Source organism: Streptomyces fungicidicus, assembly GCF_003665435.1.
GTDB lineage: Bacteria > Actinomycetota > Actinomycetes > Streptomycetales > Streptomycetaceae > Streptomyces > Streptomyces fungicidicus.
The window spans coordinates 523,694-545,997 of the sequence record NZ_CP023408.1; the positions used below are offsets into that span (position 1 = coordinate 523,694).

The 22,304-nt window shown below is 74.7% G+C and carries 24 protein-coding genes; 10 read left to right on the forward strand and 14 right to left on the reverse strand.

Annotation, left to right across the window (positions count from 1 at the left end):
- Positions 1-28: 28 nt before the first annotated feature.
- The gene (locus CNQ36_RS32640; protein ID WP_121549284.1) at positions 29-670 is read right to left on the reverse strand and encodes a class I SAM-dependent methyltransferase; all 642 of its coding nucleotides are present in this window, start codon (positions 668-670) and stop codon (positions 29-31) included.
- Between the two features lie 116 nt (positions 671-786).
- Here CNQ36_RS32640 and CNQ36_RS32645 point away from each other — a divergent pair, with 116 nt between their 5' ends.
- A complete protein-coding gene (locus CNQ36_RS32645; protein ID WP_040908300.1) occupies positions 787-1,239 on the forward strand; it encodes a flavodoxin family protein in 453 nt (150 codons plus the stop codon).
- Positions 1,240-1,257: 18 nt separating this feature from the next.
- Here the strand turns inward: CNQ36_RS32645 and CNQ36_RS32650 are convergent, their stop codons facing one another.
- The gene (locus tag CNQ36_RS32650; RefSeq protein WP_240659500.1) at positions 1,258-2,349 is read right to left on the reverse strand and encodes a YihY/virulence factor BrkB family protein; all 1,092 of its coding nucleotides are present in this window, start codon (positions 2,347-2,349) and stop codon (positions 1,258-1,260) included.
- Positions 2,350-2,454: 105 nt separating this feature from the next.
- Between CNQ36_RS32650 and CNQ36_RS32655 the strand changes: the two genes are divergently transcribed.
- Together CNQ36_RS32655 and CNQ36_RS32660 are read left to right on the forward strand one after the other, a co-directional pair.
- A complete protein-coding gene (locus tag CNQ36_RS32655) occupies positions 2,455-3,087 on the forward strand; it encodes a GNAT family N-acetyltransferase (protein WP_121549286.1) in 633 nt (210 codons plus the stop codon).
- A gap of 431 nt (positions 3,088-3,518) precedes the next feature.
- The gene (locus CNQ36_RS32660) at positions 3,519-5,486 is read left to right on the forward strand and encodes a DUF1996 domain-containing protein (protein WP_121549288.1); all 1,968 of its coding nucleotides are present in this window, start codon (positions 3,519-3,521) and stop codon (positions 5,484-5,486) included.
- Positions 5,487-5,537: 51 nt separating this feature from the next.
- Here CNQ36_RS32660 and CNQ36_RS32665 read toward each other — a convergent pair whose 3' ends face one another.
- The 3 genes from CNQ36_RS32665 to CNQ36_RS32675 all read right to left on the reverse strand — a co-directional run bounded on the left by CNQ36_RS32665 (position 5,538) and on the right by CNQ36_RS32675 (position 9,353).
- Complete coding sequence (locus tag CNQ36_RS32665) at positions 5,538-5,720, reverse strand: hypothetical protein (protein ID WP_121549290.1); 183 nt, start codon at positions 5,718-5,720, stop codon at positions 5,538-5,540.
- Positions 5,720-6,670, reverse strand: a complete 951-nt coding sequence (locus CNQ36_RS32670; RefSeq protein WP_240659502.1) for an EamA family transporter — start codon at positions 6,668-6,670, stop codon at positions 5,720-5,722. Before CNQ36_RS32670 ends, CNQ36_RS32665 begins: the two co-directional genes overlap by 1 nt.
- Before the next feature lie 100 nt (positions 6,671-6,770).
- Positions 6,771-9,353 (reverse strand): SpoIIE family protein phosphatase, encoded by a 2,583-nt coding sequence (locus CNQ36_RS32675; RefSeq protein WP_240659504.1) that lies wholly within the window; start codon positions 9,351-9,353, stop codon positions 6,771-6,773.
- Positions 9,354-9,505: 152 nt separating this feature from the next.
- Here CNQ36_RS32675 and CNQ36_RS32680 point away from each other — a divergent pair, with 152 nt between their 5' ends.
- The gene (locus CNQ36_RS32680; protein WP_121549294.1) at positions 9,506-10,105 is read left to right on the forward strand and encodes an AMIN-like domain-containing (lipo)protein; all 600 of its coding nucleotides are present in this window, start codon (positions 9,506-9,508) and stop codon (positions 10,103-10,105) included.
- Positions 10,106-10,124: 19 nt separating this feature from the next.
- On the opposite strand, the gene CNQ36_RS32685 is transcribed toward CNQ36_RS32680, so the two are convergent.
- On the reverse strand, positions 10,125-10,817 hold the full coding sequence (locus tag CNQ36_RS32685) for a GAF and ANTAR domain-containing protein (RefSeq protein ID WP_121549296.1): 693 nt from the start codon (positions 10,815-10,817) through the stop codon (positions 10,125-10,127).
- Positions 10,818-10,937: 120 nt separating this feature from the next.
- Between CNQ36_RS32685 and CNQ36_RS32690 the strand changes: the two genes are divergently transcribed.
- The 5 genes from CNQ36_RS32690 to CNQ36_RS32710 all read left to right on the forward strand — a co-directional run bounded on the left by CNQ36_RS32690 (position 10,938) and on the right by CNQ36_RS32710 (position 15,042).
- Positions 10,938-11,204, forward strand: coding sequence for a hypothetical protein (locus CNQ36_RS32690; RefSeq protein WP_040905365.1), 267 nt, complete (start codon positions 10,938-10,940; stop codon positions 11,202-11,204).
- Between the two features lie 98 nt (positions 11,205-11,302).
- Positions 11,303-12,175 carry an oxygenase MpaB family protein gene (locus CNQ36_RS32695; RefSeq protein ID WP_121549298.1) on the forward strand — a complete coding sequence of 291 codons (873 nt, stop codon included), beginning with the start codon at positions 11,303-11,305 and terminating at the stop codon, positions 12,173-12,175.
- Positions 12,176-12,365: 190 nt separating this feature from the next.
- Entirely contained in the window at positions 12,366-12,872 is a 507-nt protein-coding gene (locus CNQ36_RS32700) for an SRPBCC family protein (RefSeq protein ID WP_121549300.1), read from the forward strand.
- A complete protein-coding gene (locus CNQ36_RS32705; RefSeq protein WP_121549307.1) occupies positions 12,865-14,502 on the forward strand; it encodes a phytoene desaturase family protein in 1,638 nt (545 codons plus the stop codon). The genes CNQ36_RS32700 and CNQ36_RS32705 overlap by 8 nt, the downstream gene beginning before the upstream one ends.
- A gap of 66 nt (positions 14,503-14,568) precedes the next feature.
- On the forward strand, positions 14,569-15,042 hold the full coding sequence (locus CNQ36_RS32710; RefSeq protein ID WP_121549309.1) for a hypothetical protein: 474 nt from the start codon (positions 14,569-14,571) through the stop codon (positions 15,040-15,042).
- A 28-nt stretch (positions 15,043-15,070) separates the two neighbouring features.
- On the opposite strand, the gene CNQ36_RS35660 is transcribed toward CNQ36_RS32710, so the two are convergent.
- The 8 genes from CNQ36_RS35660 to CNQ36_RS32740 all read right to left on the reverse strand — a co-directional run bounded on the left by CNQ36_RS35660 (position 15,071) and on the right by CNQ36_RS32740 (position 21,116).
- Positions 15,071-15,193 (reverse strand): hypothetical protein, encoded by a 123-nt coding sequence (locus CNQ36_RS35660; protein ID WP_276315081.1) that lies wholly within the window; start codon positions 15,191-15,193, stop codon positions 15,071-15,073.
- Positions 15,194-15,228: 35 nt separating this feature from the next.
- Positions 15,229-16,308 carry a cobalamin B12-binding domain-containing protein gene (locus tag CNQ36_RS32715; RefSeq protein WP_121549311.1) on the reverse strand — a complete coding sequence of 360 codons (1,080 nt, stop codon included), beginning with the start codon at positions 16,306-16,308 and terminating at the stop codon, positions 15,229-15,231.
- Positions 16,309-16,311: 3 nt separating this feature from the next.
- Complete coding sequence (locus tag CNQ36_RS32720) at positions 16,312-17,979, reverse strand: PP2C family protein-serine/threonine phosphatase (protein ID WP_254895726.1); 1,668 nt, start codon at positions 17,977-17,979, stop codon at positions 16,312-16,314.
- A 181-nt stretch (positions 17,980-18,160) separates the two neighbouring features.
- Positions 18,161-18,841: an adenosylcobinamide amidohydrolase gene (locus CNQ36_RS32725; protein WP_121549315.1), complete on the reverse strand. Its 681-nt coding sequence runs from the start codon at positions 18,839-18,841 to the stop codon at positions 18,161-18,163.
- 77 nt (positions 18,842-18,918) lie between these two features.
- On the reverse strand, positions 18,919-19,335 hold the full coding sequence (locus CNQ36_RS32730) for an ATP-binding protein (protein ID WP_121549317.1): 417 nt from the start codon (positions 19,333-19,335) through the stop codon (positions 18,919-18,921).
- A 74-nt stretch (positions 19,336-19,409) separates the two neighbouring features.
- Entirely contained in the window at positions 19,410-19,559 is a 150-nt protein-coding gene (locus tag CNQ36_RS34890; protein WP_163013459.1) for a hypothetical protein, read from the reverse strand.
- 92 nt (positions 19,560-19,651) lie between these two features.
- Positions 19,652-20,719, reverse strand: coding sequence for a DUF6745 domain-containing protein (locus CNQ36_RS32735; protein WP_121549319.1), 1,068 nt, complete (start codon positions 20,717-20,719; stop codon positions 19,652-19,654).
- Between the two features lie 70 nt (positions 20,720-20,789).
- Complete coding sequence (locus CNQ36_RS32740) at positions 20,790-21,116, reverse strand: hypothetical protein (protein WP_121549321.1); 327 nt, start codon at positions 21,114-21,116, stop codon at positions 20,790-20,792.
- A gap of 221 nt (positions 21,117-21,337) precedes the next feature.
- Between CNQ36_RS32740 and CNQ36_RS32745 the strand changes: the two genes are divergently transcribed.
- A complete protein-coding gene (locus tag CNQ36_RS32745; protein ID WP_121549323.1) occupies positions 21,338-22,297 on the forward strand; it encodes an STM4015 family protein in 960 nt (319 codons plus the stop codon).
- Positions 22,298-22,304 lie beyond the last annotated feature (7 nt).

Below are 22,304 nucleotides of genomic sequence, written 5' to 3' on the forward strand. Positions count from 1 at the left end.
GATTCCGGCGGACCGGTCCGGCGAGGGGTCAGGCCTCCTCGCGGCGGCAGAGCAGGAACAGCTGCGGCTCCGGCCGGGCGTCGGGGTGGGTCGGGGTGAACATCACGCTGTCCTGCGACTCCACCGTCAGGCCCGCCTCCCGTACGACGGCGACGACGCCCTCGGCCGCGAAACTGGTGACGCGCACCTCCTGCCCCATGAACACCCCGTCGAACTCCTCGACGTCCAGCGGCACGGTGGCCAGCGCCAGCAGGCCGCCCGGCCGCAGCGCCCGCGCCAGCCGGCGCAGCACGTCCGACTGTTCCGCCCGGGTCATCTGCAGCAGCGCGAAGTACAGGCAGACCGCGTCGAACGAACCGTCCTCCAGCGGTATCCGGCGGATGTCGGCGCACCGGAACTCGGCCCCGGGCACCTGCCGGGAGGCGATCTCCACCATCACCGGGGACACGTCGACGCCCAGTACCCGGTGGCCGGCGGCGCTGAGCGCGGCGGCCGTGGGGCGGCCCGTGCCGCTGCCCACGTCCAGCACCCTGCTGCCGGGCGCCAACCGTCCGAGCAGCCGGGCCAGCGACGCCCGGTGTGGCTGCGAGGAGGCGAACGCCTTCTCGTACTCGCTGCCCAGCGCGTCGAACACCGCCGCCGCCGGTGACCCGTCATCCCTGCCGACCAAGACACACCCCGTCTCCGCGTACCGATGCGGGGCATGGTGTCATCCCCGCCCCGCCGTCACAACGGGACGGCGCCCCGGCTTGCGGTCGCGTGGACCGGCACGGCAGGGTCGGGGGCGTGCCGACTCTGCTGATCGTCCATCACACGCCCTCGCCGCACTGCCAGGCGATGTTCGAGGCCGTCCTCGAAGGCGCCACCGACCCGGAGATCGAGGGGGTCCGGGTGGTGCGGCGGGCGGCGCTGTCCGCGACCGCCGCCGACGTCCTGGACGCCGACGGCTATCTGCTCGGCACCCCGGCGAACCTCGGTTACATGTCGGGGGCGCTCAAGCACTTCTTCGACCAGGTGTACTACCCGTGCCTGGACAGCACCCGGGGCCGGCCCTTCGGCTACTACGTGCACGGCGGCAACGACGTCACGGGCGCCGTGCGGGCGCTCGAGACGGTCACGACGGGCCTCGGCTGGCGGCGCGCCGCGGAGCCGGTGACCGTGACCGGTGAGCCCGGCAGGGGCGCCGTCGAGCAGTGCCGGGAGCTGGGCGCGACGGTCGCGGCGGGGCTGATGGAGTGAGGCCGGCGGCCCGCCCGGTCAGGTCTCGTCCATCCGCCGCCGGTCCTGCTCGTCCCAGGCGCGGGTGTCCCGCGGCTCCGTGTACGGCTCCGCCTCCGGCGGATGGCCTCCGGCGATGGCCCGCTGCCGGGCGATCTCCGCGTCGAACTCCAGCCCCAGCAGAATGGCCAGATTGGTGATCCACAGCCAGATCAGGAACACGATGACACCGGCCATCGTGCCGTAGGTCTTGTTGTACGAGCCGAAGTTGGCGACGTAGAAGGCGAACCCCGCGGACGCGACGAGCCAGATCGCCAGCGCCAGGAAGCTGCCCGGGGTGATCCACCGGAACCCCCGGACCTTGGCGTTCGGGGCCGCCCAGTACAGCAGCGCGATCATGACGACGACCAGCAGCACCAGCACCGGCCACTTGGCGATCGACCACACGGTCAGCGCGGTGTCGCCCAGGCCGAGCGCGTCGCCCGCGCGCCGGGCCAGCCCGCCGGTGAAGACCACGATCAGCGCGCTGAGCACGGCCAGCACCAGGAGCGCGACGGTCACCCCGAACCGCACCGGCAGCACCTTCCAGACCGGGCGTCCCTCGGGCACGTCGTAGACCGCGTTCGCCGAACGGATGAACGCCGCCACGTAGCCCGAGGCGGACCAGACCGCCAGCAGGAGGCCGACGACGGCCATGAGCGAGCCGACGCCCGCGTTGTCCTGCAACTGGCGTACCGCCTGGGTGATGATGTCCCGGGCCGAGCCGGGGGCGAGATCCTGCAGGTTCTCCAGCACCTTGTCCGTGGTGGACCTGCCGGTGAGGCCGAGCACCGACACCAGGGCCAGCAGCGCCGGGAAGAGCGACAGCACGCCGTAGTACGTCAGGGCGGCGGCCCGGTCGGTGAGCTCGTCGTCCTTGAACTCGCGCAGGCTGCCCTTCAGCGCCGCCCGCCACGCGCCCTTCGGGAGCCGGGCCAGGGTGTCCGGCGCCGCCCGCTCCACCTCCTCGCCGGGTCCCGGCTTGTCGGCCGCCGCGTCGCTCCCGTGTCCCGTCCCGTGCCCGGAGGGGGTCTCGTCCGGGCCGCTCTCGTGGGCCTGCCCGCTGTTCCGTCCCGGATTATGCAGCCTCATGGCCCGACGGGTATCCCCGGACCGTCGTACCAACCCACCGCCCGGTGCCGCCGCCGCCGGCAAGAGGGTTGTGGGAGCGCTCCCAAGCGATGCAGGATGCCGGACATGACCGAGTCCCCCAGGATCCGCCCGTACCGCCGCGAGGACCGGCCGGCCCTCGACGACATCTGCGTCCGCACCGCGCACAACGGCGAGGACAGCCGCCCCCACTACACCGACCCCGGCGTCTTCCCGGACACCTTCGCCGCCCCCTACGTCCATCTGGAGCCGGAGCTGGCCTTCGTGCTGGACGACGGCCGGGGCCGGGCGGTCGGCTACATCGTCGGCACCGCCGACACCGTCCGCTTCGCCAAGGACTTCCGGGCCGCGTGGCTGCCCCTGGTCGGCGACCGGCACCCCGATCCGTCCGGCCCCCCGGCCACCCCCGACGAGACGATCGCCCGGCTCCTGCACCACCCCGAGCGGATGATCGTCCCGGAGCTGGCCCCCTGGCCCGCCCATCTGCACATCGACCTGCTGCCCGGCTGGCAGGGCCGCGGATACGGCCGGCGGCTCATGCTGACCTTCCTCGAGGCGCTGCGGGACGCCGGGGTGCCGGCCGTCCATCTCGTCATGGCGAAGGCCAACAAGCCCGCCCGCGGCTTCTACGACCGCATGGGCTTCGAGGAGATCGAGGTGCCGATGGACGACTCGGTGGTCTGCCTCGGCCGTACGACGCACGACCTCGACGGCGTCTGAGGAGCCGGCGCCCGCGCCGTCGAACGTGTCGAACGCGCCACGACCGGGGCGGGAGTGGCGCGAATGCGCGTGGCCGCTCCGCTCCGGCGGGCGCAGCCTGGGCACTGGGAGCGCTGCCACCCGTTTCCTGTGCAGTGACGTGAACTTCGGCTGACGTCCGCGCACTTCGCCGCTCCCGTCCCCATGTCCCCGCCGGACCGCGAGGCCCGGCGGGGACCGGCGGGTGCGGAGGCCGCGGTTTCTGAGATTCCGCGAAGAAATCGCGAGTCGCTTGAACACGCTGTGCGCCGCCTGCGTATGGGGCGTGGGAATCCTCTGCCCACCCCCCGCAACAGAAGCGTAGGAGTACCGCCTTGGCACGCAACACACGCAGACGCCCCAAACAGCGCGCGACCCTTGCCGCGTTCGCCCTGATCCTCGGCGGAGGCGGCATGATGGCGGCCAACGTCTACGCGTCCGCGACCGAGGACGCGGGGGCGGGCGACGGCCGGGCACGGGTCCTCGCGGGCGCGACGATCGACTGTCCGGACGTGGCCACCGAGCTGACCGACGTGCCCGGGGAGGCGCGGGCGGAGGTCGACAGGGAACTCGCCGGGCTGGACGCGCAGATCGCCGACGCCTACAAGCGGCTGGGGGAGTCGGCCGACGCACTCCGCCAGGACCCCGGGTTCGCGGAGAACACGATAGCCAAGCCGCTCCGGGAGAAGCGTTCCGCGGCCCTCGCCCGCATCGCGACCGCCATCGACCGGGTGGGCGACCGGCCCGAGGGCCTGGAGGAACTCGCCGCCTGCGCCGTGCGCGAGTCCGGCAACGCCCCCGCGCAGCCGGACGCCGGCCAGGGGAGCGACGGCGGTGAGGACGCCGGCGACGCGGGCGAGCAGACGGGCGCCGGGGGCGACGGCCAGGACCAGCAGGAACAGCAGGAACAGGGCCAGGAGCAGGGCGGCAACGGCGGCCAGGCCGGCAACGGACCCGTCGCCGGCGACTACGTCGACATCAAGAGCGTCCAGCCCGACGTCGCCGAGCCGGAGCAGTCGAAGGACGCCTCCCGAGGCACCTTCACCAGCGAGTGCGGCGGCAACGAGAACGGTCTGTTCAACTCGGACAACGTGATCGCCGCCCCGGGCGTCGGCAACGGCGCCCACCACTTCCACGACTACATCGGCAACCAGTCCACCAACGCCTTCTCCAGCGACGAGGAACTGGCGCGGGCGGAGACCAGCTGCGCGGACCAGGGTGACAAGTCGTCGTACTACTGGCCGGTGCTGCGGCTGCAGAACGGCACCCAGGAACGGGACGCCGACTCCCCGGGCGGCGGCATCGAGGGCAACGCCGGTGAGATCGTCACGCCCAAGGCGGTCACGCTGACCTTCGCCGGCAACCCGCGGGGCGAGGTCACGGCCATGCCCCGGCTGCTGCGCATCATCACCGGTGACGCCAAGTCGTTCGTCAACGGCCCCGCCAACGCCAACGCGTCCTGGAGCTGCACCGGCTTCGAGGACCGGCAGCTCGAGGACAAGTACCCGCTGTGCCCGCAGGGCAGTGACGTGGTGCGCACGTTCGACTTCCAGAGCTGCTGGGACGGCCGCAACACCGACAGCGCCAACCACCGTACGCACATGGCGTTCACGGACGCGGCGGGCAACTGCCCGTCTGGCTTCCGGCCCGTGCCGCAGCTGGTCCAGCGCATCGTCTACGACGTCGACGCGCCCAGCCTGGACGACGGCGGGAAGACCACCCCGCTGTTCGCGGTGGACTCCTTCCCCGAGCAGCTGCACAAGCCGATCACGGACCACGGCGACTTCATCAACATCTTCGACGAGGACCTGATGAACGAGATGGTCGACTGCATCAACGAGGGCCGCACCTGCGGCGCCGGTGACGGCGGCGACGGCAACGGCAACGGTGACGGCGGCAACGGCGGCGAACCGGGCGAGGAGCCCCAGCAGCCGGAGGAGCCGCAGCAGCCGGAGGAGCCCACGGCCACGCCCGACGACCCGGGCCGTGGCGACGGCGGCGGGAAGGGCGACGGCGGACAGGAGCAGCCGTCGGAGGCCCCGGCCACCGAGGCCCCGGCCACCGAGGAGCCCGCGGACGACGGCGCCACCCCGTCCGGGAAGCCCGACGTCAAGATCTCCTCCCCGGCCGGTGACGGCAAGGACGCCGGCGCCGGAGACGGGGGCGGCGACGAGGGCGGCAAGGACGGCGGCGGCCAGGCGGCTCAGGCCGCCGATGTGCCCGGCAGCCTCCCCGAACTCGAGGCGGAGGAGCAGACCCAGGCGCAGGGAGGGTCCGGCAGTCTGGCCGAGACCGGGGCGCAGCTCTGGCCGGCCGCGCTGGGCGGAGTGCTGGTGATCTTCGGGTTCTTCGTGCTGCGGAGCGTGCGGCGGGGCGCCTGACCCCTGTGCGGCAGGGCGGCCCCCGCGTGAGGTGAACGGCGGCAGGACCCCTCAGGGGGCCTGCCGCCTCGCGTTCCCCCAGCCCTCGGCGTCGCTCTGCGGCAGGATCCTGTCCAGCCGTCGCGGCGTCCACCAGGCCCGCGCCCCGAGCAGCGTCATCACGGCGGGCACCGGCAGCAGCCGCACGACGGTGGCGTCTGCCCGGCCGGGCGCTTCCCGGCTCTTCCTCCCCATCAGAGAGGCAGGAGATCATCCCGGCATCCCGGTCCGGGCGGCGGCTCCGGCAGCGCGCGGCGCCGGCGCGGTCGTAGGGCCGTCCCCAGAGCCCCGGAGCCCAGGGCGACCCCGGCCCCGACCAGGACGCTGCCCACGGCCTGCGCCGCGCCGTAGGAGCCGGTGCCGACGAGCGGCGCGGTGCACGCGGCCGCCACCGGGATCAGACCGGAGAACAGGGTGGCCCGCTCGGCGCCGATCCGCTGCATGCCCATGTACCAGCACACGAACCCGACGACGGTGACCACGACCGCCTGCCACAGCAGCGCCGTCGCCTCCACGCCGTCCGGGCGGCGCAGCCACGCCGTCCCGTCGGCCAGCAGCCCGGCCGCCGCCGACTGCGCCGCGGCGACCGCGCACACCGTGGCGGAGAGCAGCCGGGGGCCCAGGGGCCGCAGCACGGGCACGGCCAGTACGGCGAAACCGACCTCCCCGACCAGCGCGCACAGCGAGAAGGCGAGCCCCGCCCCGTCCGTACGCCCCCAGCCCTGCACGGTGAAGGCGCCGACGGCCACCGCCGACGCCCCGTACAGGACCTGCCGTCTCGGCCGGCGGCCGTCCAGCAGGGGGACGAGGACGGCGACGACGACCGGTGCGCAGCCCACGAGGACGCCAGGCACCGCCGGTTCCGCGGTCCGTTCCGCGGCCAGCACGGCCAGGTTGAACCCGACCATGCCGACCGCGGCGAGCAGCGCCAGCCGGCCCCACAGACGGGGCGGGAGCGCCCGCAGGGCGGCGGCCGCGCCCCTGCCCGCGAGGGGGAACAGCAGCAGACAGGCCAGCCCGTACCGCAGGAACTGACCGCCCGCGTACGGGTAGTCGCCGAGGAGGCTGTTGGCGGTGAAGGACCCTCCGACGAGGACACAGGCGAGCGCGGCGAGCAGGGCCCCGCGCGTGGTGGCGGCGTTCATGGCACCGACGCTAGAAGCCCCGGCGGTCCGCCAAGGGGTCCACTTCAGCCCCGTCATCGGGGACCAATCCTGGCGGTAGGACCGTGTGCGCGGCCGCGGGTCAGCGGCCGCGCCGCCAGTCGTACGCCGCGAGGAGCAGCGCCACGTCGTCCGGGCGGTCCTCGGTGCGGCGTGCCGTTCTGACCAGCTGGTCGGCGAGTTCCTCGACCGAGTCGGTGCGGCTGCGGGCCAGAGTGCGGCGTACCACCTCGATGCCCGTCCCGATGTCGCCGCCGGGCGTCTCCACCAGCCCGTCCGTGTACAGCGCGAGGAGGCTGCCGGGCGCCAGGGTCAGCGTCGTCACCGGGTAGACGGCGTCCGGCTGCACCCCGAGCAGCACGCCGCCGGGCAGGTCCAGGCTCTCCGTGTGCCCGTCCGGGTGGCGCAGCAGCGGCGGGGGATGGCCGGCCCGTACCGCCCGCGCGCGGCCGGTGGCCGCTTCGAGGTCGATGTAGCAGCAGGTGGCGAAGAGGTCCGTCTCCAGCTCGGCCAGCAGCCGGTTGGTGTGGGTGATGACCTCCTGCGGCGGCCGGCCGCTGGCGGCGAAGGCGTGCACCGCGCTGCGCAGCTGCCCCATCACCGCCGCGGCGCCGACGCTGTGCCCCTCGACGTCGCCGATGACCAGCGCCGCCCCGTTCTCCGTCCTGATCACGTCGTACCAGTCGCCGCCGATCTGCATGCCCTGGGTGCCGGGCAGGTAGCGGCCGGTGGTGACCATCCTGTCGAGGGCGGGCAGCCGGTGCGGCAGCAGGCCCTCCTGCAGGCCGCGCGCCACGGCGGACTCCGCGTCGTAGAGCCGGGCCCGCTCCATCGCCTGCGCGGTCAGACCGCCCAGCGCGGTCAGCGCGGTGCGCTCCTCGGAGGTGAACCGGTGCGGCTCCGTCCAGCCGAGGATGCAGGAGCCGACCGGATGGCCGGAGGCGATCAGCGGCAGGAACGCCCAGGCGTTCATCGGGTCCAGGAGGAGATTGGGATAGGCGTTGACCAGAGCCTCCGGCGACTCGAAGAAGAGCGGGAGCCGGGTGGTCAGGGCGTGCACGCCGGGCAGGTTGGCGTTGAGCGGGACCCCCTCGAAGCTGTCGAGGAAGTGCTCCGGATAGCCGGACTCCCACAGCAGGTACATCCGGTTGTCGCGGACCGTGTACAGGGCGATCTCCCGCGCGCCGAAGGCGGGCAGCAGCTGCTCGGCGACGGCATGGCAGACGTCCCTGACGGTCACGGCCTCGGTCAGCACGCTGGCCATCTGCACGACGTGGTAGAGGGCTCCCGCGCGGGCCGGGGCGACCGGCTCGGCGGACGCGGCCCCGCCCGCCGGCGTCTGGCCGGGGCCCTGCTCGGTCCCGGCGGGAGCGCCGGTGCGGAAGACGCGGCCGGTCAGCCCGTGCACCCCGGGATAGAGCACGAACCCCAGCCAGCCTCCCCCCGGGGTGTGCACCAGGTACGACACCGGCTCCTGCGACAGCATCGCCGCCCGGTAGCGGTCCTCGTACGCCGGATCGCGCAGCCAGGCGAGCGCGTCCCACGGGTAGTGGCCCAGCATCCGTTCCAGGTCGCAGTCGAGCAGTTGCTGGCAGCGCCGGTTGGCGTAGACGACCCGGCCGTCCTGGTCCAGCGAGAACACGCCGTCGGGCAGCCGCTCGGCGGCCTCGGCGGCGACGATTCCGACGGCCGCGTCGACGAGGGCGCCCACCAGGAGCCGGGTCGCGCCCTCCGTCCGTACGACGTGCCCCCACAGTTCGACCGGCCGGTAGCGGATGTGCCCGTCGGTGCCGGGCTCGTCCAGCACCCTGAAGTGCCGGGACCTGACCTGCCCGGTCTCCGCCGCGTCCCGCCGGCTCGCCCGCAGCTCGTACAGGTCGTCGGGGCTCACCCGGTGCTCGACCTCCGCCATGGTGCCGCCGAACTCCGTCCGGGTGACGCCCAGGAGGGACAGCGCGTCGTCGTCCCCGGACCACCGGTCGGTGTCCAGGTCCCACTCGATCATGCCGACCGACACGGACCGGGAGGGCGGCGTGGGAAGCCGCACACTGACCGGCTGGTCGTCGTAGTCGATGCCGTACGCGACGGCGTCCGGGCCCTCCCTGCCGGGCACCCGACGGGCGAACTCGGTGAGCCGCTCCTCCATGTCCCGCCCGGCGTCGCGCAGCGCCGCCCGCACCTCCCGCTCGCCGATCGGCTCCCGGGCGGCCGACCGCAGCACGGAGATGACGCCCACGGGTTCGCCGCCGACGTGCACCGGGTGGAAGGCGGAGCTGAACGAGTACGGCAGCGCCGCGGTGAACTGCGGGAAGCGCAGCATCGTGGCCCGCTCGTCCGGCAGCCACAGGCTCTCGCTCCTGCGATACGCCTCGGACATCGGCAGCGTGCCGCCCACCGGCACCCGCCACCAGGACATCAGCAGCGACCGGGGGACTCCGGCCACCACGCACAGCACCAGCGAGCGGCGGTCCCGCGAGCGCAGGTACACCAGCCCGCCGTACCCGCCGATGCCCTGGACCGCCGCGACCACCGGCCCCGCCAGCGCGTCCTCGATCCGGGCGGCCGGGTGCACGGTCCGCAGTTCCTCGCCGCTCCGCCCGTCGCCGCGGCCGGGCGCGCCGCCGGGCCGCTCCCCGCGCGGTCCGGCGGCGGCAGTGTCGTCCATGTCGCGCCCTCCCGGTGCGGACGCACGTGACTTCCGTCCGTTCCCACCAGGATGTGCCATGCCGGAAGGTCCGGCGCGGCGGGGCCGCAACCTTCCGGTCATCCCGGTCGTCTCACCCGATACCAGAAGGATGCGAGCCCAGGGGGCCGAAAATGCTTCAAAGAGGAACGATTCGCACGCGCGCCGTCTGCGCGACCCTCGCACTCGTCGGCGCCACGCTGGCGACGGCGACCGTCCCGGCCGTCGCCGCCCCCGCGGCGGCGCCCCGGGCCACGGCGTGCCCGACCGGCTGGGGCAGTCTGCCCGAGGCCGACTCCACCGACAGCACGGCCACGCCGGTGCGGAACGTCAGGACCGGGCGGCACGCCTGCTACGACCGGATGGTCGTCGACGTGCCCGGCGCCCCGGGCGCCGACCTCGGCTACTCCGTCCGGTACGTCGACCGGCTCCTCCAGGACGGATCGGGCCGGCACATCCCCGTCGCCGGCGGAGCCGTCCTGGAGGTGCGGGTGGCCGCGCCCGCCTACGACCCCGAGACCGGCGAGCCCACCTACCCGGCCCGTGCCGGAAGCCTTCTGCCGGGCGTGAACCTCACCGGGTACCGCACGTTCCGGGACGCGCGCTACGCCGGCAGCTTCGAGGGCGAGACCCAGATCGGGCTCGGCGTGCGGTCGCGGCTCCCGTTCCGGGTGCTGCGGCTCGAGGGACACCTCGTGATCGACGTCGCCCACAACTGGACCGGCAGCCGCTGAGTGCGGCCCCGGGCGTCGGTCACTGCTCCACCGTGCCCGTCTCGACGACCCGGCGCGCCACGTCACGCAGCTTGGTGTTGGTGCGCTGGGACCGGGTGCGCAGGATGTCGAAGGCATGATCCTCCGTCACCTGGTGCCGGCCCATCAGGATGCCCATCGCCTCGCCGATCAGATGCCGCGTGGCGATGGCCTCCTGCAGCTGGGCGTCCGTCTTGGCGGTGGAGAAGGCGACCGCGGCGTGGGAGGCCAGCAGCCAGCCCGCGGTCTCGCTGTCCTCGGTGAACATCCCCGGCTTGCGGGAGTACATGTTGAGGGCCCCCAGCTCCTCCTCCCGCGTGTACAGCAGGAAGCCCATCATGCTGCCCACCCCGAGTTCCCGGCAGCGGGGCACGAAGGACGTCCAGCGGCCGGGGTCCTCCGTGAAGTCGGGGATGCGGAAGACCCGTTCGGCGCGGTCGGGCCGCGCGGCGTCGAAGCAGGGGCCCTCCTTCAGCTGCTCCTGGAGGCGGTCGCTGTCGGTCACCAGCTGCTCGGTGGGCGCCAGCGAACTCACCCGGTCCCCGCGCAGCACCAGGATCCCGGAGGCGTCGCAGCCGTCGACCAGTTCCACCGCGGAACTCGAGATCTGCCGCAGCGTCGAGTCGAGGGTGTGCTCGGCCAGGAGATCCCGGGCCATCGAAGCCATGTGCTGCGCGAAGACCCGCCAGTCCACCTGCCGCCTCCCTGGTTGCCGCCGTCGGCCCTGCGCCCATCGTGGCACGCCTGCCCCGGCGGCACTCCTCCATGCCGCGGCCGGGACCGATTGTCAGTGGGGGATGTCACGCTGCCCGGTATGGACGAACTGGAGTTCATGCGCGGCAGGGTCTACGGCGCGGACCACGACGACCCCGGCCCGCGCGACGGGCGGACGTACGTGGAGCTGGCCGGCGGGCCGCTGGACGGTCTGCTGCTGGACGTCACCGACCACGGCGAGACGGAACTGAGGCACGGCGTCGGCCTGCCCACCGAGATAGGCCGCTACGGCGCCGGCGGGCGCGCGCTCTACATGCCCCGCGGCCCCGGCGGCCGGGTGTACGACTGGAGGGGCGACGTCCCTTAGGGCTTCGGTGCCGTCCGGGGATACGGGGCGGGGGAGCGGGGCACGCGTAGCAGGGGAAGCCGACCGGTCGTCGCGGGCGTGAGGAGGCGGAGCGAACCATGGGACTGCTGACCGAAGGCGGCTCGGCGCTGCGCGACCGGATCGGCCACGCGATCTTCTCCCGGGTGGCGGGACCGGACGGCCCGGACAACCGGGCACGCATCCACGGCACGCCCGGCCCGCGCTGGTTCGGCCCCGAGCGGCCGGTCAGGACGGTGCACGGGGACGCCTCGATGTTCATCGGCGGGCTGTCCGCGCTGCTCCTCCAGTCGCTCCACCCGCTGGCCATGGCCGCGGTCGCCGGGCACTCCGGGTTCCGCGGCGACCCCTGGGGACGCCTCCAGCGGACCAGCACCTTCCTCGCCGTCACCACCTACGGCACCGCCGACAGCGCCCAGCGGGCCGTCGACCGGGTGCGGGCCGTCCACGAGACGGTGCGCGGCACCACCCCCGACGGCGAGGAGTACCGGGCGGCCGACCCCCGGCTGCTGTGCTGGGTGCACGTCGCCGAGGTCGACTGCTTCCTGCGCGCCCACCAGCGCTACGGCGCCCACCCCCTGGACGCGGCGGGCTGCGACGGGTACGTCGCCGACATGGCGCGCATCGCCACCGCCCTCGGCGTCCCCGACCCGCCGGTCGACCGCGCAGGGCTCGCCGAACGGCTGGAGGCCTACCGGGGCGAGCTGCGCGCCACCCCCGAGGCACGCGGCACCGCACGCTTCCTGCTGCTCAACCCGCCCGTCCCGCTGCTCGCCCGGGTGCCGTACGGCGTGCTCGCCGCCAACGCCGTGTCCCTGCTGCCCGTGTGGGCCTCCCGTGCCCTGTGGCTGCCCCGCATCCCCCCGGCCGAGGGCGTCTGCGTCCGCCCCCTGGGCACCGCAGTCACCGCGGGCATCCGCTGGGCCCTCACCCCGACCCGCCCCGCCCCCTGACCCCGCTTGCGTTCCCGCGGGCAGTCGTGTCTCCCCCAGTGCCCGAAGGGCCTGGGTGGTACCCCCCGGGGCGGCACGGGTGGGCGCGACGGCACCCCGCGAACCGGTACGGCACCGCCGTGTCGGTTGACGCGCCGCAGAGAGGGCACTCAGTGCTGACTGGCGTCACCCTCGGACACGGGAGGTCGAAGTGGCGGTTCGCCATCGTCTGATCCGTACGAGCCCACGGTCCGTATGGGCCGTCCTCGCGGACGGCACCCGTTACGCCGAATGGGTCGTAGGAACCGCGTCGTCGCGACCGGTGCGCGGCCACTGGCCCGAGCTGGGCTCCGCGATCGGCTTCGAGGTGCGCCTCGGCCCCGTGAGCCTGTCCAACGAGACCGTCGTCCGACGCTGCGAACCAGGCGAGGCGCTGGAGCTGGAGGCCAAGGCCGGCCCGCTCGGCACCGCCCGCATCTCCATCGAGCTGCGCCCCTGGGGCGACCAGTGCCTGGTCCTCGTCGACGAGCACCCCTTGCGGGGAGCGGGCGGCACGTTGCACAACGTGGCCGTGGAGGCACTGATCCAGATCCGCCACCGCACCATGCTCGCCCGGCTGGCGAAGATCTGTGAGACCGAGGCGGCCGAGGCGGAACAGCGCCGCCCCCTCGGCCAGGTGGTGTCACCGCATCCCGACGAGGGAGGCCCCCGTGCCTGACGCCGTGGTGATCGGGGCCGGCCCCAACGGACTGGTCGCGGCGAACCTGCTGGCCGACGCCGGCTGGAGCGTCGAGGTGCTGGAGGAGCAGCCGGAGCCCGGCGGGGCGGTACGCCACGACCGGGGTGTCGAGCCGGACTTCGTCAGCGACCTCTGCAGCTCCTTCTACCCGCTCGCCGCCGCCTCCCCGGTGCTCGCCGGCCTCCGCCTGGAGCAGCACGGGCTGCGCTGGAGCCACGCCCCGCAGGTCCTCGCCCACCCGCTGACCGACGGCAGGTGCGCGGTGCTCGACCGCAGTGTCGACGCCACCGCCGACTCCCTGGACGCCTTCGCGCCCGGCGACGGAGCCGCCTGGCGGCGGCTGCACGAGGTGTGGGAGAACCTCCGCCCGGCACTCCTCGACGCGCTGTTCACCCCCTTCCCGCCGGTACGGCCCGCGGCCCGGCTGGCCGTCCGGCTGCGCGGCGCCGGCGGACTGCGCATGGCACGCACCCTGGTCCTGCCGGTGCGCCGGCTGGGGGAGGAGGAGTTCCGCGGCGAAGGGGGAGGGCTGCTGCTGGCGGGGAACGCGCTCCACGCCGACCTGGCGCCGGAGGCCGCGGGCAGCGGCGGCTTCGGCTGGCTGATGTCGATGCTCGCGCAGACCTACGGCTTCCCCGTGCCGGCCGGCGGCGCGGGGGAACTCGTCCGGGCGCTGGTGAGCCGCCTGGAGTCGCTCGGCGGGACGGTCTCCTGCGGCAGGCACGTCGACCGCGTCGTCGTGCGCGACGGCCGGGCGACGGGGGTCCGCACGGCCGACGGCGAGACGGTCGCGGCGGGCCGCGCCGTCCTCGCGGACGTGGCCGTGCCCGCCCTGTACGGCGAACTCCTCGCACCCGAGGACCTACCCGCCCAGGTGCTGTCCGACCTGCGGCGCTTCCAGTGGGACTTCGCCACCTTCAAGGTCGACTGGGCGCTGGACGGCCCCGTGCCCTGGGCGTGCCGGCAGGCCGCGGGCGCCGGGACAGTCCACCTCGCGGACGGCCTCGACGAGCTCACCCGCTTCGCCGCCCAGCTGGCCGCCGGCAGCATCCCGGACCGCCCCTTCTGCCTGTTCGGCCAGATGACGACGTCCGACCCGTCCCGCTCCCCCCGCGGCACCGAGTCCGCGTGGGCCTACACCCATGTGCCCCACGACGTCGCCGGCGACGCGGGCGCCGAGTCGCTCACCGGCGCCTGGGACGCCGGGGAGCAGGAGCGCATGGCCGACCGCGTCGAACGCCAGGTGGAACGCTTCGCGCCCGGCTTCCGCGGCCGGATCAGGGCCCGGCGCGTCCTCGCCCCGCCCACCCTCCAGTCCCTCGACCGGAACCTGTACGGGGGCGCCATCAACGGCGGTACCGCGGCCATGCACCAGCAGCTGTTCTTCCGCCCGGTCCCCGGCACCGGGCGGCCCGAGACCCCCGTGAGGGGGCTGTACCTGGCGTCCGCCGGCGCCCATCCGGGCGGCGGGGTGCACGGGGCGCCGGGCGCCAACGCCGCCCGTGCCGCGCTGCGCCGGCCCCTCGCGCCGGGCCTGGCCGGCGCCCAGCGGCTGCTGGCCCGCCGCGACCGCGCCGGCCGCAGCCGGCCGGCCTCGGGCGGCGGGTGACGGACGACCGGTGAGCAGGAGCAATCGACCACGGGCGAAGGACGAGCACAGGTGAGGGAAGAGACGATGACCGGACAGGACGACGGCCCCGACCCCGCCCACCGGCGACCCGAGGGCGTCAGCGACGAGACCGTGGAGGCGCTCGGGTCGCTGTCGAAGGCGCTGGAGACGACCGAGCGCGCCCGCGGCCACCTCTACAGCTTCCACCAGCTCACCGGCACCGCAGACCTCGAACTCGACCGGGCGGTCGAACTGCTGCGCGAGGCCGGGCATCCGGAGTGGGCCGAGACGGTGCGGACCCAGGTGCTCGGCCGCAACGTGATCCCCGGGCACTGGACGTTCCAGATCGTCGAGGCCTACGACGCCACGTACTACCAGCCGTTCCGGGAGACCGAGCGGGCCGCCGTGGAGGAACTGGCGGAGGGCCGCGACCACCTCCACGAGGCCGAGATGAAGGAGGCCCGCCGCACCGCGGGCCACCCCGACCACACGGCCCGCCCCGGCACCGGCCCGTCGCCCGGCGCGGAATCCGCCCGATGAGGGGATCCCGGCCGTGCGCCCCGTCCGGTCACCCGGCCGGGGCGCTGAGATGCTCCGGCACGCCGGTCCGGCGCGGCCGCCGGTCGAGGACACCGGGCCGGTCGTACAGCCGCAGCGGGACCCGTGCCGCACCGGTGTGACGGTGGGTCATCCGCAGCGCGGATGGGACCAGTGGGCGGGCACCGCTCACGCGGCGGTGCCGGGGACGAGGGGGCCGGACAGGCCGGCGAGGTGTGCCGCGCCGTCACGGACCATGCGCAGACCGCGGGGGAAGTCGCGCACCTGTCCGGCCAGGATGTCCAGGCCGGCGACCAGCGAGTGCGCCGGGACACCGCGGGCCGACAGAACCCCGGCCGTCCAGTCCAGGAAGTCGGTGAAGACGGCCGCGTCGTCCATGTACAGGGCCGTGGCCAGGAAGTCGACCAAGTGGGCCAGGTCCTCCGCAGTGCGCTCCCGCCGCGCTTCGTCGCCACCGCACGTGGCCGGGAAACGGCCCTCCAGCTCCGTCAGCGTCTGCCCGATCAGGCGCCGCCGCGACTGGACCACCATGGTGTACTCCTGGTCGACCAGATGCGGCAGGTCGTCGACCGCCTGCCGGATCACCGTCGGCCTCGGCAGGCCCGCCTCCAGCACGGCGGCGGCGCCGCGGGCGTCCGCCGCCCACGCGTCGGCGCCGAGGGCCCGCGCGTACCTGCCGTCCCGGCCGAACGCCCGGCCCCCGGCCAGGACCGGCACCCCGACGGACCGGCAGGCGGTGATGGCCGCGTGCGCCGTCGGAAGCTGGGTGGGGAGGGACCCGGAGAGCAGGACGGCGTCGGAGTCGGTCCGGTGCTGATGGGCGACCAGGTACGGCGTGGGCGTCTGGGCGCCCAGATAGTCGACCTGCCACCCCCGCAGCCGCAGGACCTCGGCGACGAGGCGGGCCGGGAACGCGTGCCACTCGCCGTCGACGCAGCTGACCGTCACCCGTCCGCGGCGCGGCTCGGACGGTCCACGCGTGTCGGGACGGGGCACCAGGGCGGTGATGACCCGCTCGTTGATCGCCGTGGCGGCGTGCTCCTGGGCGACGGTGATCCGGTCGGCGGCCCACTCGGCACCGATCCGTGCCTGCACCGCCGCGACCGCGTCGAGCAGCAGGCTCTCCTCGTCCCAGCCCGCGCCGAGAGCGGAACGGACCAGGTCGACGGCGTGGTGTTCGTCCCCGTCGAGCACCGCCCGCCACAGCGCGTCGCACAGGCCGTCGTCCGGCGCACGGGTCTCGCTCACGCGTTACCTCCCCGGCCGGCCCGCGACGGCGTTCCGCCCGCCCGTGCCGCCCGGCGCGCCCCTTCGCGGCGCGCCGATGGCGACGGCGGCCATGTCGTCGTGGCGGCCGGACCCCAGCCACTGCGCGGCCAGCATCTGCACCCGCTCGACGATCGCCTCGCCCGGCATCCCCGCGCACTCCGCCAGCGCCTTCCGCAGACGGTGTTCCCCGAACAGTTCGTCGCCCAGCGGCCCGCCGCGGGCCTCGGTGATGCCGTCGGTGTAGAGCAGACAGGTCTCCCCGGGAGCGAGTTCGGTCTCGGCCGTCCGCCCCGGCGTGGTGGGCAGCGCTCCTACGAGGGTGCCCCGCGTGTCCACCTCCTCCACCGTGCCGTCCGCGCGGACCACGAGCGGCGGCAGGTGCCCGGCGCTGGTCAGACGCAGCCGCACGGTGTCGCCGTGCCGCTTCACCGAGGCCAGCACCAGGGTGGCGAACCGCGCGTGGTGCGAGTTGAGCAGGGCCCCGTTGAGCAGGCTGAGGACCTGCTGGTGGTCGGAGGCCAGCGGCAGCAGGGCCTGCAGCGTGTTGCGGATCTTGCCGGTCAGCACCGCGGCGTCCAGGCCCTTGCCGGCCACGTCGCCCAGTACGACGAACGTCTCCTCGGAGGCGTCGGCGCCGGGGTGGACGTCGTAGAAGTCCCCGCCGACCCGTTCGTGGTCGGCGGCGGCGCGGTAGCGGCCCGCGTACTCCACCCCGTGCACGCTGTGCAGGGCGGGGGGCAGCAGGTCCCGCATCAGGGTGGCGGTGATCGCGGTCTGCTCGCTGTACAGGCGCGCCGCCGACAGCGCGGTGCCCGCGCGCGCCGCGAAGAGCCGGGCGAACCTCTCCTCGTCGGGGGTGAACGCCTGCTCGGTGCCGGACCGCAGCAGGATCAGCGCGCCCGCGGGCACTCCGTGACCCGGCAGCGGGGTGACGATCACGGAACCGACCGGCCCGGCGAAGCCGTCCGGGACGACCCAGCCGGGGATGTCGTCGGGATTGATCCAGCGGGCCGGCACCGGAGGGAAGCCGCGGAGGGCCTCGGCCAGCCCCGGGACGCCGTGCGGATCGACCTGGCGGGTCTCCTGGACCACCGGCTCGCCGCGCCGGGCGTGGGTCACGGCGTACCCGCGGCCGACGGGCGGGGTGACGAGCACGGCGGCGTCGGCGAGATGGTCCGCGGCCATCCGGGCCGCTATCTCGGCGCAGCGCGGCACGTTCAGCGACGACAGCAGGGTGCTGAAGAGCAGGGAGGCGGTGTCCGTCCGGTCCTGGGCGCGCAGCAGGGCCGCCTCGGCCAGGCGGCGGTCCGTGTCGTCGACCAGCCACCAGGCGACGCCGTCGGCCGTGGGGGTGGGACGGGCCTCGAAGACGCGGTCACCGATCGTTCCGGACGGCGTGCCCTCCGCGGTGCCGCCGGTGTGCCGCCGGTGCGCGTCCGACAGCCAGCCGGGCGGCTCCCACGACGAACCGTCGTCGGAGGGCAGGCCCGGCACCAGCAGGCGGGCGGCCCGGTTCCGGCCGACGACACGGCCGTGCGCGTCGAGCACCAGAACGGGGCAGGGGGCGTCGTCCCAGGTCGGAACGGAACCGACCCGCGCGTCGCCCGGGTGGGTGGGGGAGCCGGGGGAAGGAATCACGAGCTGAGGCACGCGTCGTGCGCACCCCACCCCCTCTCTGTCGCAGAAACCAGGTCCGACGGCCACGGTCCCCCATTCGTGCCGACGAAGCAACCTGCCCCGGACCGGCGTGGCCCGCCGGCCGACGCCATGGCCGGGCGGCCGTGTACCCTCGGCGGATCCCTCCATGCCGCGCGGCTGGTGACGCCCGGTGTCAGGGTGCGGTCACGGCCTCGCGCACGGCGTGGTGTACGGCGCGTGCCAGCCGAGCTCCCCACAGGGAACGGGGGCCGGCGAAGGCGTGCGCCCGCTGGTCAGGGCCCGGTGCGAGGGCGGCGACGCACACCGCGTCCGTGGGCGTTCCCGAGCAGTCCAGACCGGCCTCCACGAGCGCCTGCACCTTCGCCTCCGTGGCCGTGGTCACCGCGTTGACCAGGGCGGCGTCGCTCAGCGGCGCGGGCACGGCGACGACGATGTTGATCGTTCCCGGCTCCCGGTGCCCGTCGGTGCCCCCGCCGGGCCGTGCGGCCCAGCCGCGCACGTCGACGCCCGCCGTGACATAGGCCTCCACGCCCGCGTCCTGCGCGCGGGTGTACGCCGCGACGTCCGCCGCCGTCATCAGCCCCACCCCCGGCCCCCGCGCACCCGCCCCGGCGGCGAGAGCGGCGAGGTGCCGGTCGGGGTCGGTGCGCCGGTAGCCGTGCGCGACCTGGGCGTTGAGGACCCAGGCACGCTCGCCGATGCCCCCGCCCAGCACCGCGCTGCTGATCATCCGCCGGCCGGGTCCCGCGGTCCACAGCAGCGACGTCAGCCGTTCGCCGTCCTCCACACGGGTCAGCAGGCGCGGGGGCACCAGGGCGGGGGCGGTGCTGGTCAGGGGAAGGACGGCGGTCACCGTACGGAAACTCCTCGCGGGGTCGGGGCGACCGATCCTAGGCCGGACCGGCGGCGCTCCCCGCAGGAGGGGGTGGGTCAGCTCCCCGCGCCCGCCGGCAGCCGGAAGCAGGCCGTGACGGTCTTGCCGTGCGGGCAGGGCCTGGCCTCCCAGGTGTCGGCGAGGGCGTCGACCAGCAGCATGCCCCGGCCGCCGAGGCCCTCGGTGCTCGGCACGCGCGGCGCCGGCAGGTCGGCGGACCTGTCGTGCACCGAGACGTGCAGACAACTGCCGTCCCACGACATGACCAGCTGCGCGGAACTGCCCGCGTGGACGTGCGCGTTGGTGACCAGTTCCGAAACGGTCAGCAGCACGTCGTCCGCCGTGTCGGGAGCGGTGCTGTCCCAGCCCAGTGAGACGAGGTGCTCCCGGGCCCAGTCGCGGGCCTCCTTCACCCCGCGGTCCATCGGCAGTGAGCGTGCCCAGCCCACCGTCCGGACCGACTGTTCCTTCATGGGTCCTCTCCGGTCGGGGGGAAGCGGTCCGGCCAGGTGCCCGCCGGACCGCACGGAAGCGGACGAGGAGGGGCTCAACGGTGACCGCCGCGGAACCGGCCGAGCAGCCGCTGCGCCTGGGCCCGGCGCCGGGGGTCGGCCGCCGCCCGCCGCACCTGCTCGGCCGTACGCCGGCCCTGAGGGCTCCTGGCGAACTGTTTGATGCGTTCCATCATGCTCGGCATGGTGGTTCCTTCCCGCGATGTCCGCTGTGTCCTTGCCGTCACTCCGCCTACCCCCGGCGGGCGAACTCAGCCCCGCGGGCGCCCGGACGGGTTCAGGTCTCCTTCAACGGCTCGTACCCCTCCGCCCCCAGACCGAACGTCCACGCCACTCCCTCACGGGCCGTCCGGGTGGCCGGCGGCACGCGCAGCCAGTACGTGCGGTGGGTGCCGTCCGGTTCGGGCGTGGAGTTGAGCACCTCGACCATGACGACCGGTTCGTCGCCGGCCAGGTCGATGCGCCAGAGCGTGCCCGTGCCGTCCCGGTGCAGCGGCCGCGCCCCGGAGTCGGCCAGGTAGCGGTCGTAGCCGTAGTACTCGAGCATCACCCGCCGCAGTTCGGCGTTCTCCTCCTCCCGTATCCGCTCCGGCGTCAGGGTGCGCAGCTCCGCCAGGAAGGCGCGCGTCACCGGCATGCCGCGCCAGGCGCACAGGGCGAAGCCGTCGGGGAACTCCAGGGCGGGCCCGTCGCCGTGGTCGAGCCGGCCGGCCTCGTCCCGGTGCAGCGCCACGGGGCGTTCGCACACCACGGCCACCTTCTCGAACGGCCACCACCAGCCGGCGCTCCGGCACACCTGGGCCGGCCCGGCCAGCGCGGAGCCCTCGGTGCGCAGGGCGGCCAGCCACGGCGCGTCGTGCTGCCCGAGCAGCGCGTCCAGCAGCACCAGCCGTATCTCCCCGCGGACGGCGGCGTCGTCGCCGGCCAGGTCGTCGAGGACCCCGGCGCGGATCCGGTCGACCAGCGCCTGCGTGGTGTCCCACAGGGCGCCGCCGGTCGCCGACCAGTGCCGTGACCAGCCCACCGCACCCAACTCCGCGTACATCCGGCCGCGTTCCGCCGCCCACGGCGCGGTGCGCAGCGCCTCCCGCACGCTCGCCCCGAAGTCCGTCCCGCGCCGGACCAGCGTCACGCCCTCGCGCGGCGATCCGGCCCAGATCACCCGCTCCGGCCCGGCCAGACCGGCGCTCCGGTAGGCCAGCCGGACGCCCTCCTCCGCCGCGGCCCGGTCCGCGGGCACGGCGGCGGCGGCCCACGCACGCCAGCGTGCCGTCCCGTCCACCCCGCCCCCGGCGCCGTCCGGCGCGACGGCCGTCCCGCTCTCCTGCTGCTGCGCGCTCGTCATCGTCGGCGTCCCCTGTCCCTTGTTCCCTGTTCCCGCCGTGTCCCTGTGTCCCATGCCGCCGCCGTGCCCGTCAGTCGGCCACCAGCCGCACCGAGCCGGGGACGTACTCCCGCTGCCGGATCACACGGAACCACCCCTGGGGCAGCGTGATCGCGGCATGCTCCTCGTGGACCACCCGGCCGCCGTCGGGCAGGTGCAGCAGGAACGGCCCGTACGGGCCGGGCTCGCGGACGAGTTCGCCCCGGCCGACCACCGCGTGCGCGTGTCCGGTGACCTCCCCCAGAGCCAGCACCAGCCGGCCCCTGCCGTCACGCGGCTCCCTGGGCGCGTCCGGTACGTGGGACGGCACCGCCCCGTCCGCGACGGGCACGATCAGCACGTCTCCCTGCCGGTACATGGCTCTCCCCTCCGCTCCGGCGCACGGCGCTCCGGAGTCCATGCGCAGACCGTACGAGCCGGCACTGACAACGGACCGTCACCAGCCCCGCCGCCGGACGCTGTCAGTCCCTGTTGGTAGAACTGCTGCACGCACCGCCGGCCGGCTCGCACCCCGCGCGCCCCCACGGCGCTGCCCAGGCACCGCCTTCCTTCCCGTGTCGCACGACAGGAGCAGCCCGTATGACCATCGGTGGCCACCTCGAGGAGCTGTACGGCCTTCCCGCCTTCACCTTTCCGGGGCCGGGCGAGACACCGCGGGAGCTGCCCGAACCCGACGCCGTGGCCTGGCGGATCACCGCCGACAGCTACGACGCCGAGGAACAGTGGACCGAAGCCTTCGCCCGCTTCTGCTCCGCCGTCGACACCACCCGGGTCCGCGCCCTGGCCGTCGGCGCCTGGGAGGACGCGTACGACAGGGGTCCCGGCGACATCATCGAGGCGCTGGTGACGGCGCGTGACCGGCTGCCCGGACTGCGGTCGCTGTTCCTCGGGGACATGCACTCCGAGGAGTGCGAGATCTCCTGGATCAACCAGACCGACGTCACCCCCCTGCTGTCGGCCTACCCGGCCCTCGAGGAGTTCGGTGTGCGCGGGGGACAGGGGCTGCGGTTCCCCGCCCTGCGCCACGACGCGCTGCGCACGCTGATCGTGGAGACCGGCGGCCTCCCGGTGGAGGTCGTCCGCGGGATCGGGGCCAGCGAACTGCCCGCGCTGGAGAACCTCGACCTGTGGCTCGGCACCTCGTGGTACGGCGCCGACAGCGAGGCCGCCGACCTGGAGCCGGTCCTGTCCGGCGCCCGGCTGCCCCGGCTGCGGTACCTGGCCCTGCGCAACAGCGAGATACAGGACGAGATCGCCGCCGCCGTCGCGTCGGCGCCGGTGGTCGCCCGGCTCGAGGTGCTCGACCTGTCGATGGGCACCCTGGGCGACGACGGGGCCGCGGCCCTCCTCGGCGGCCAGCCGCTGACGCACCTCAGGAAGCTGGACCTGCACCACAACTACCTGAGCGAGCCGCTCCTGCGGCGCCTGCGGGAGACCCTCGGGTCCGCGGGCGTCGAACTGGACCTCGACCGGGACGACGCGGACTGGGACGAGGACGACGACGGCACCGTCCACCGCTACGTCGCCGTCGGGGAGTGAGCGCGCC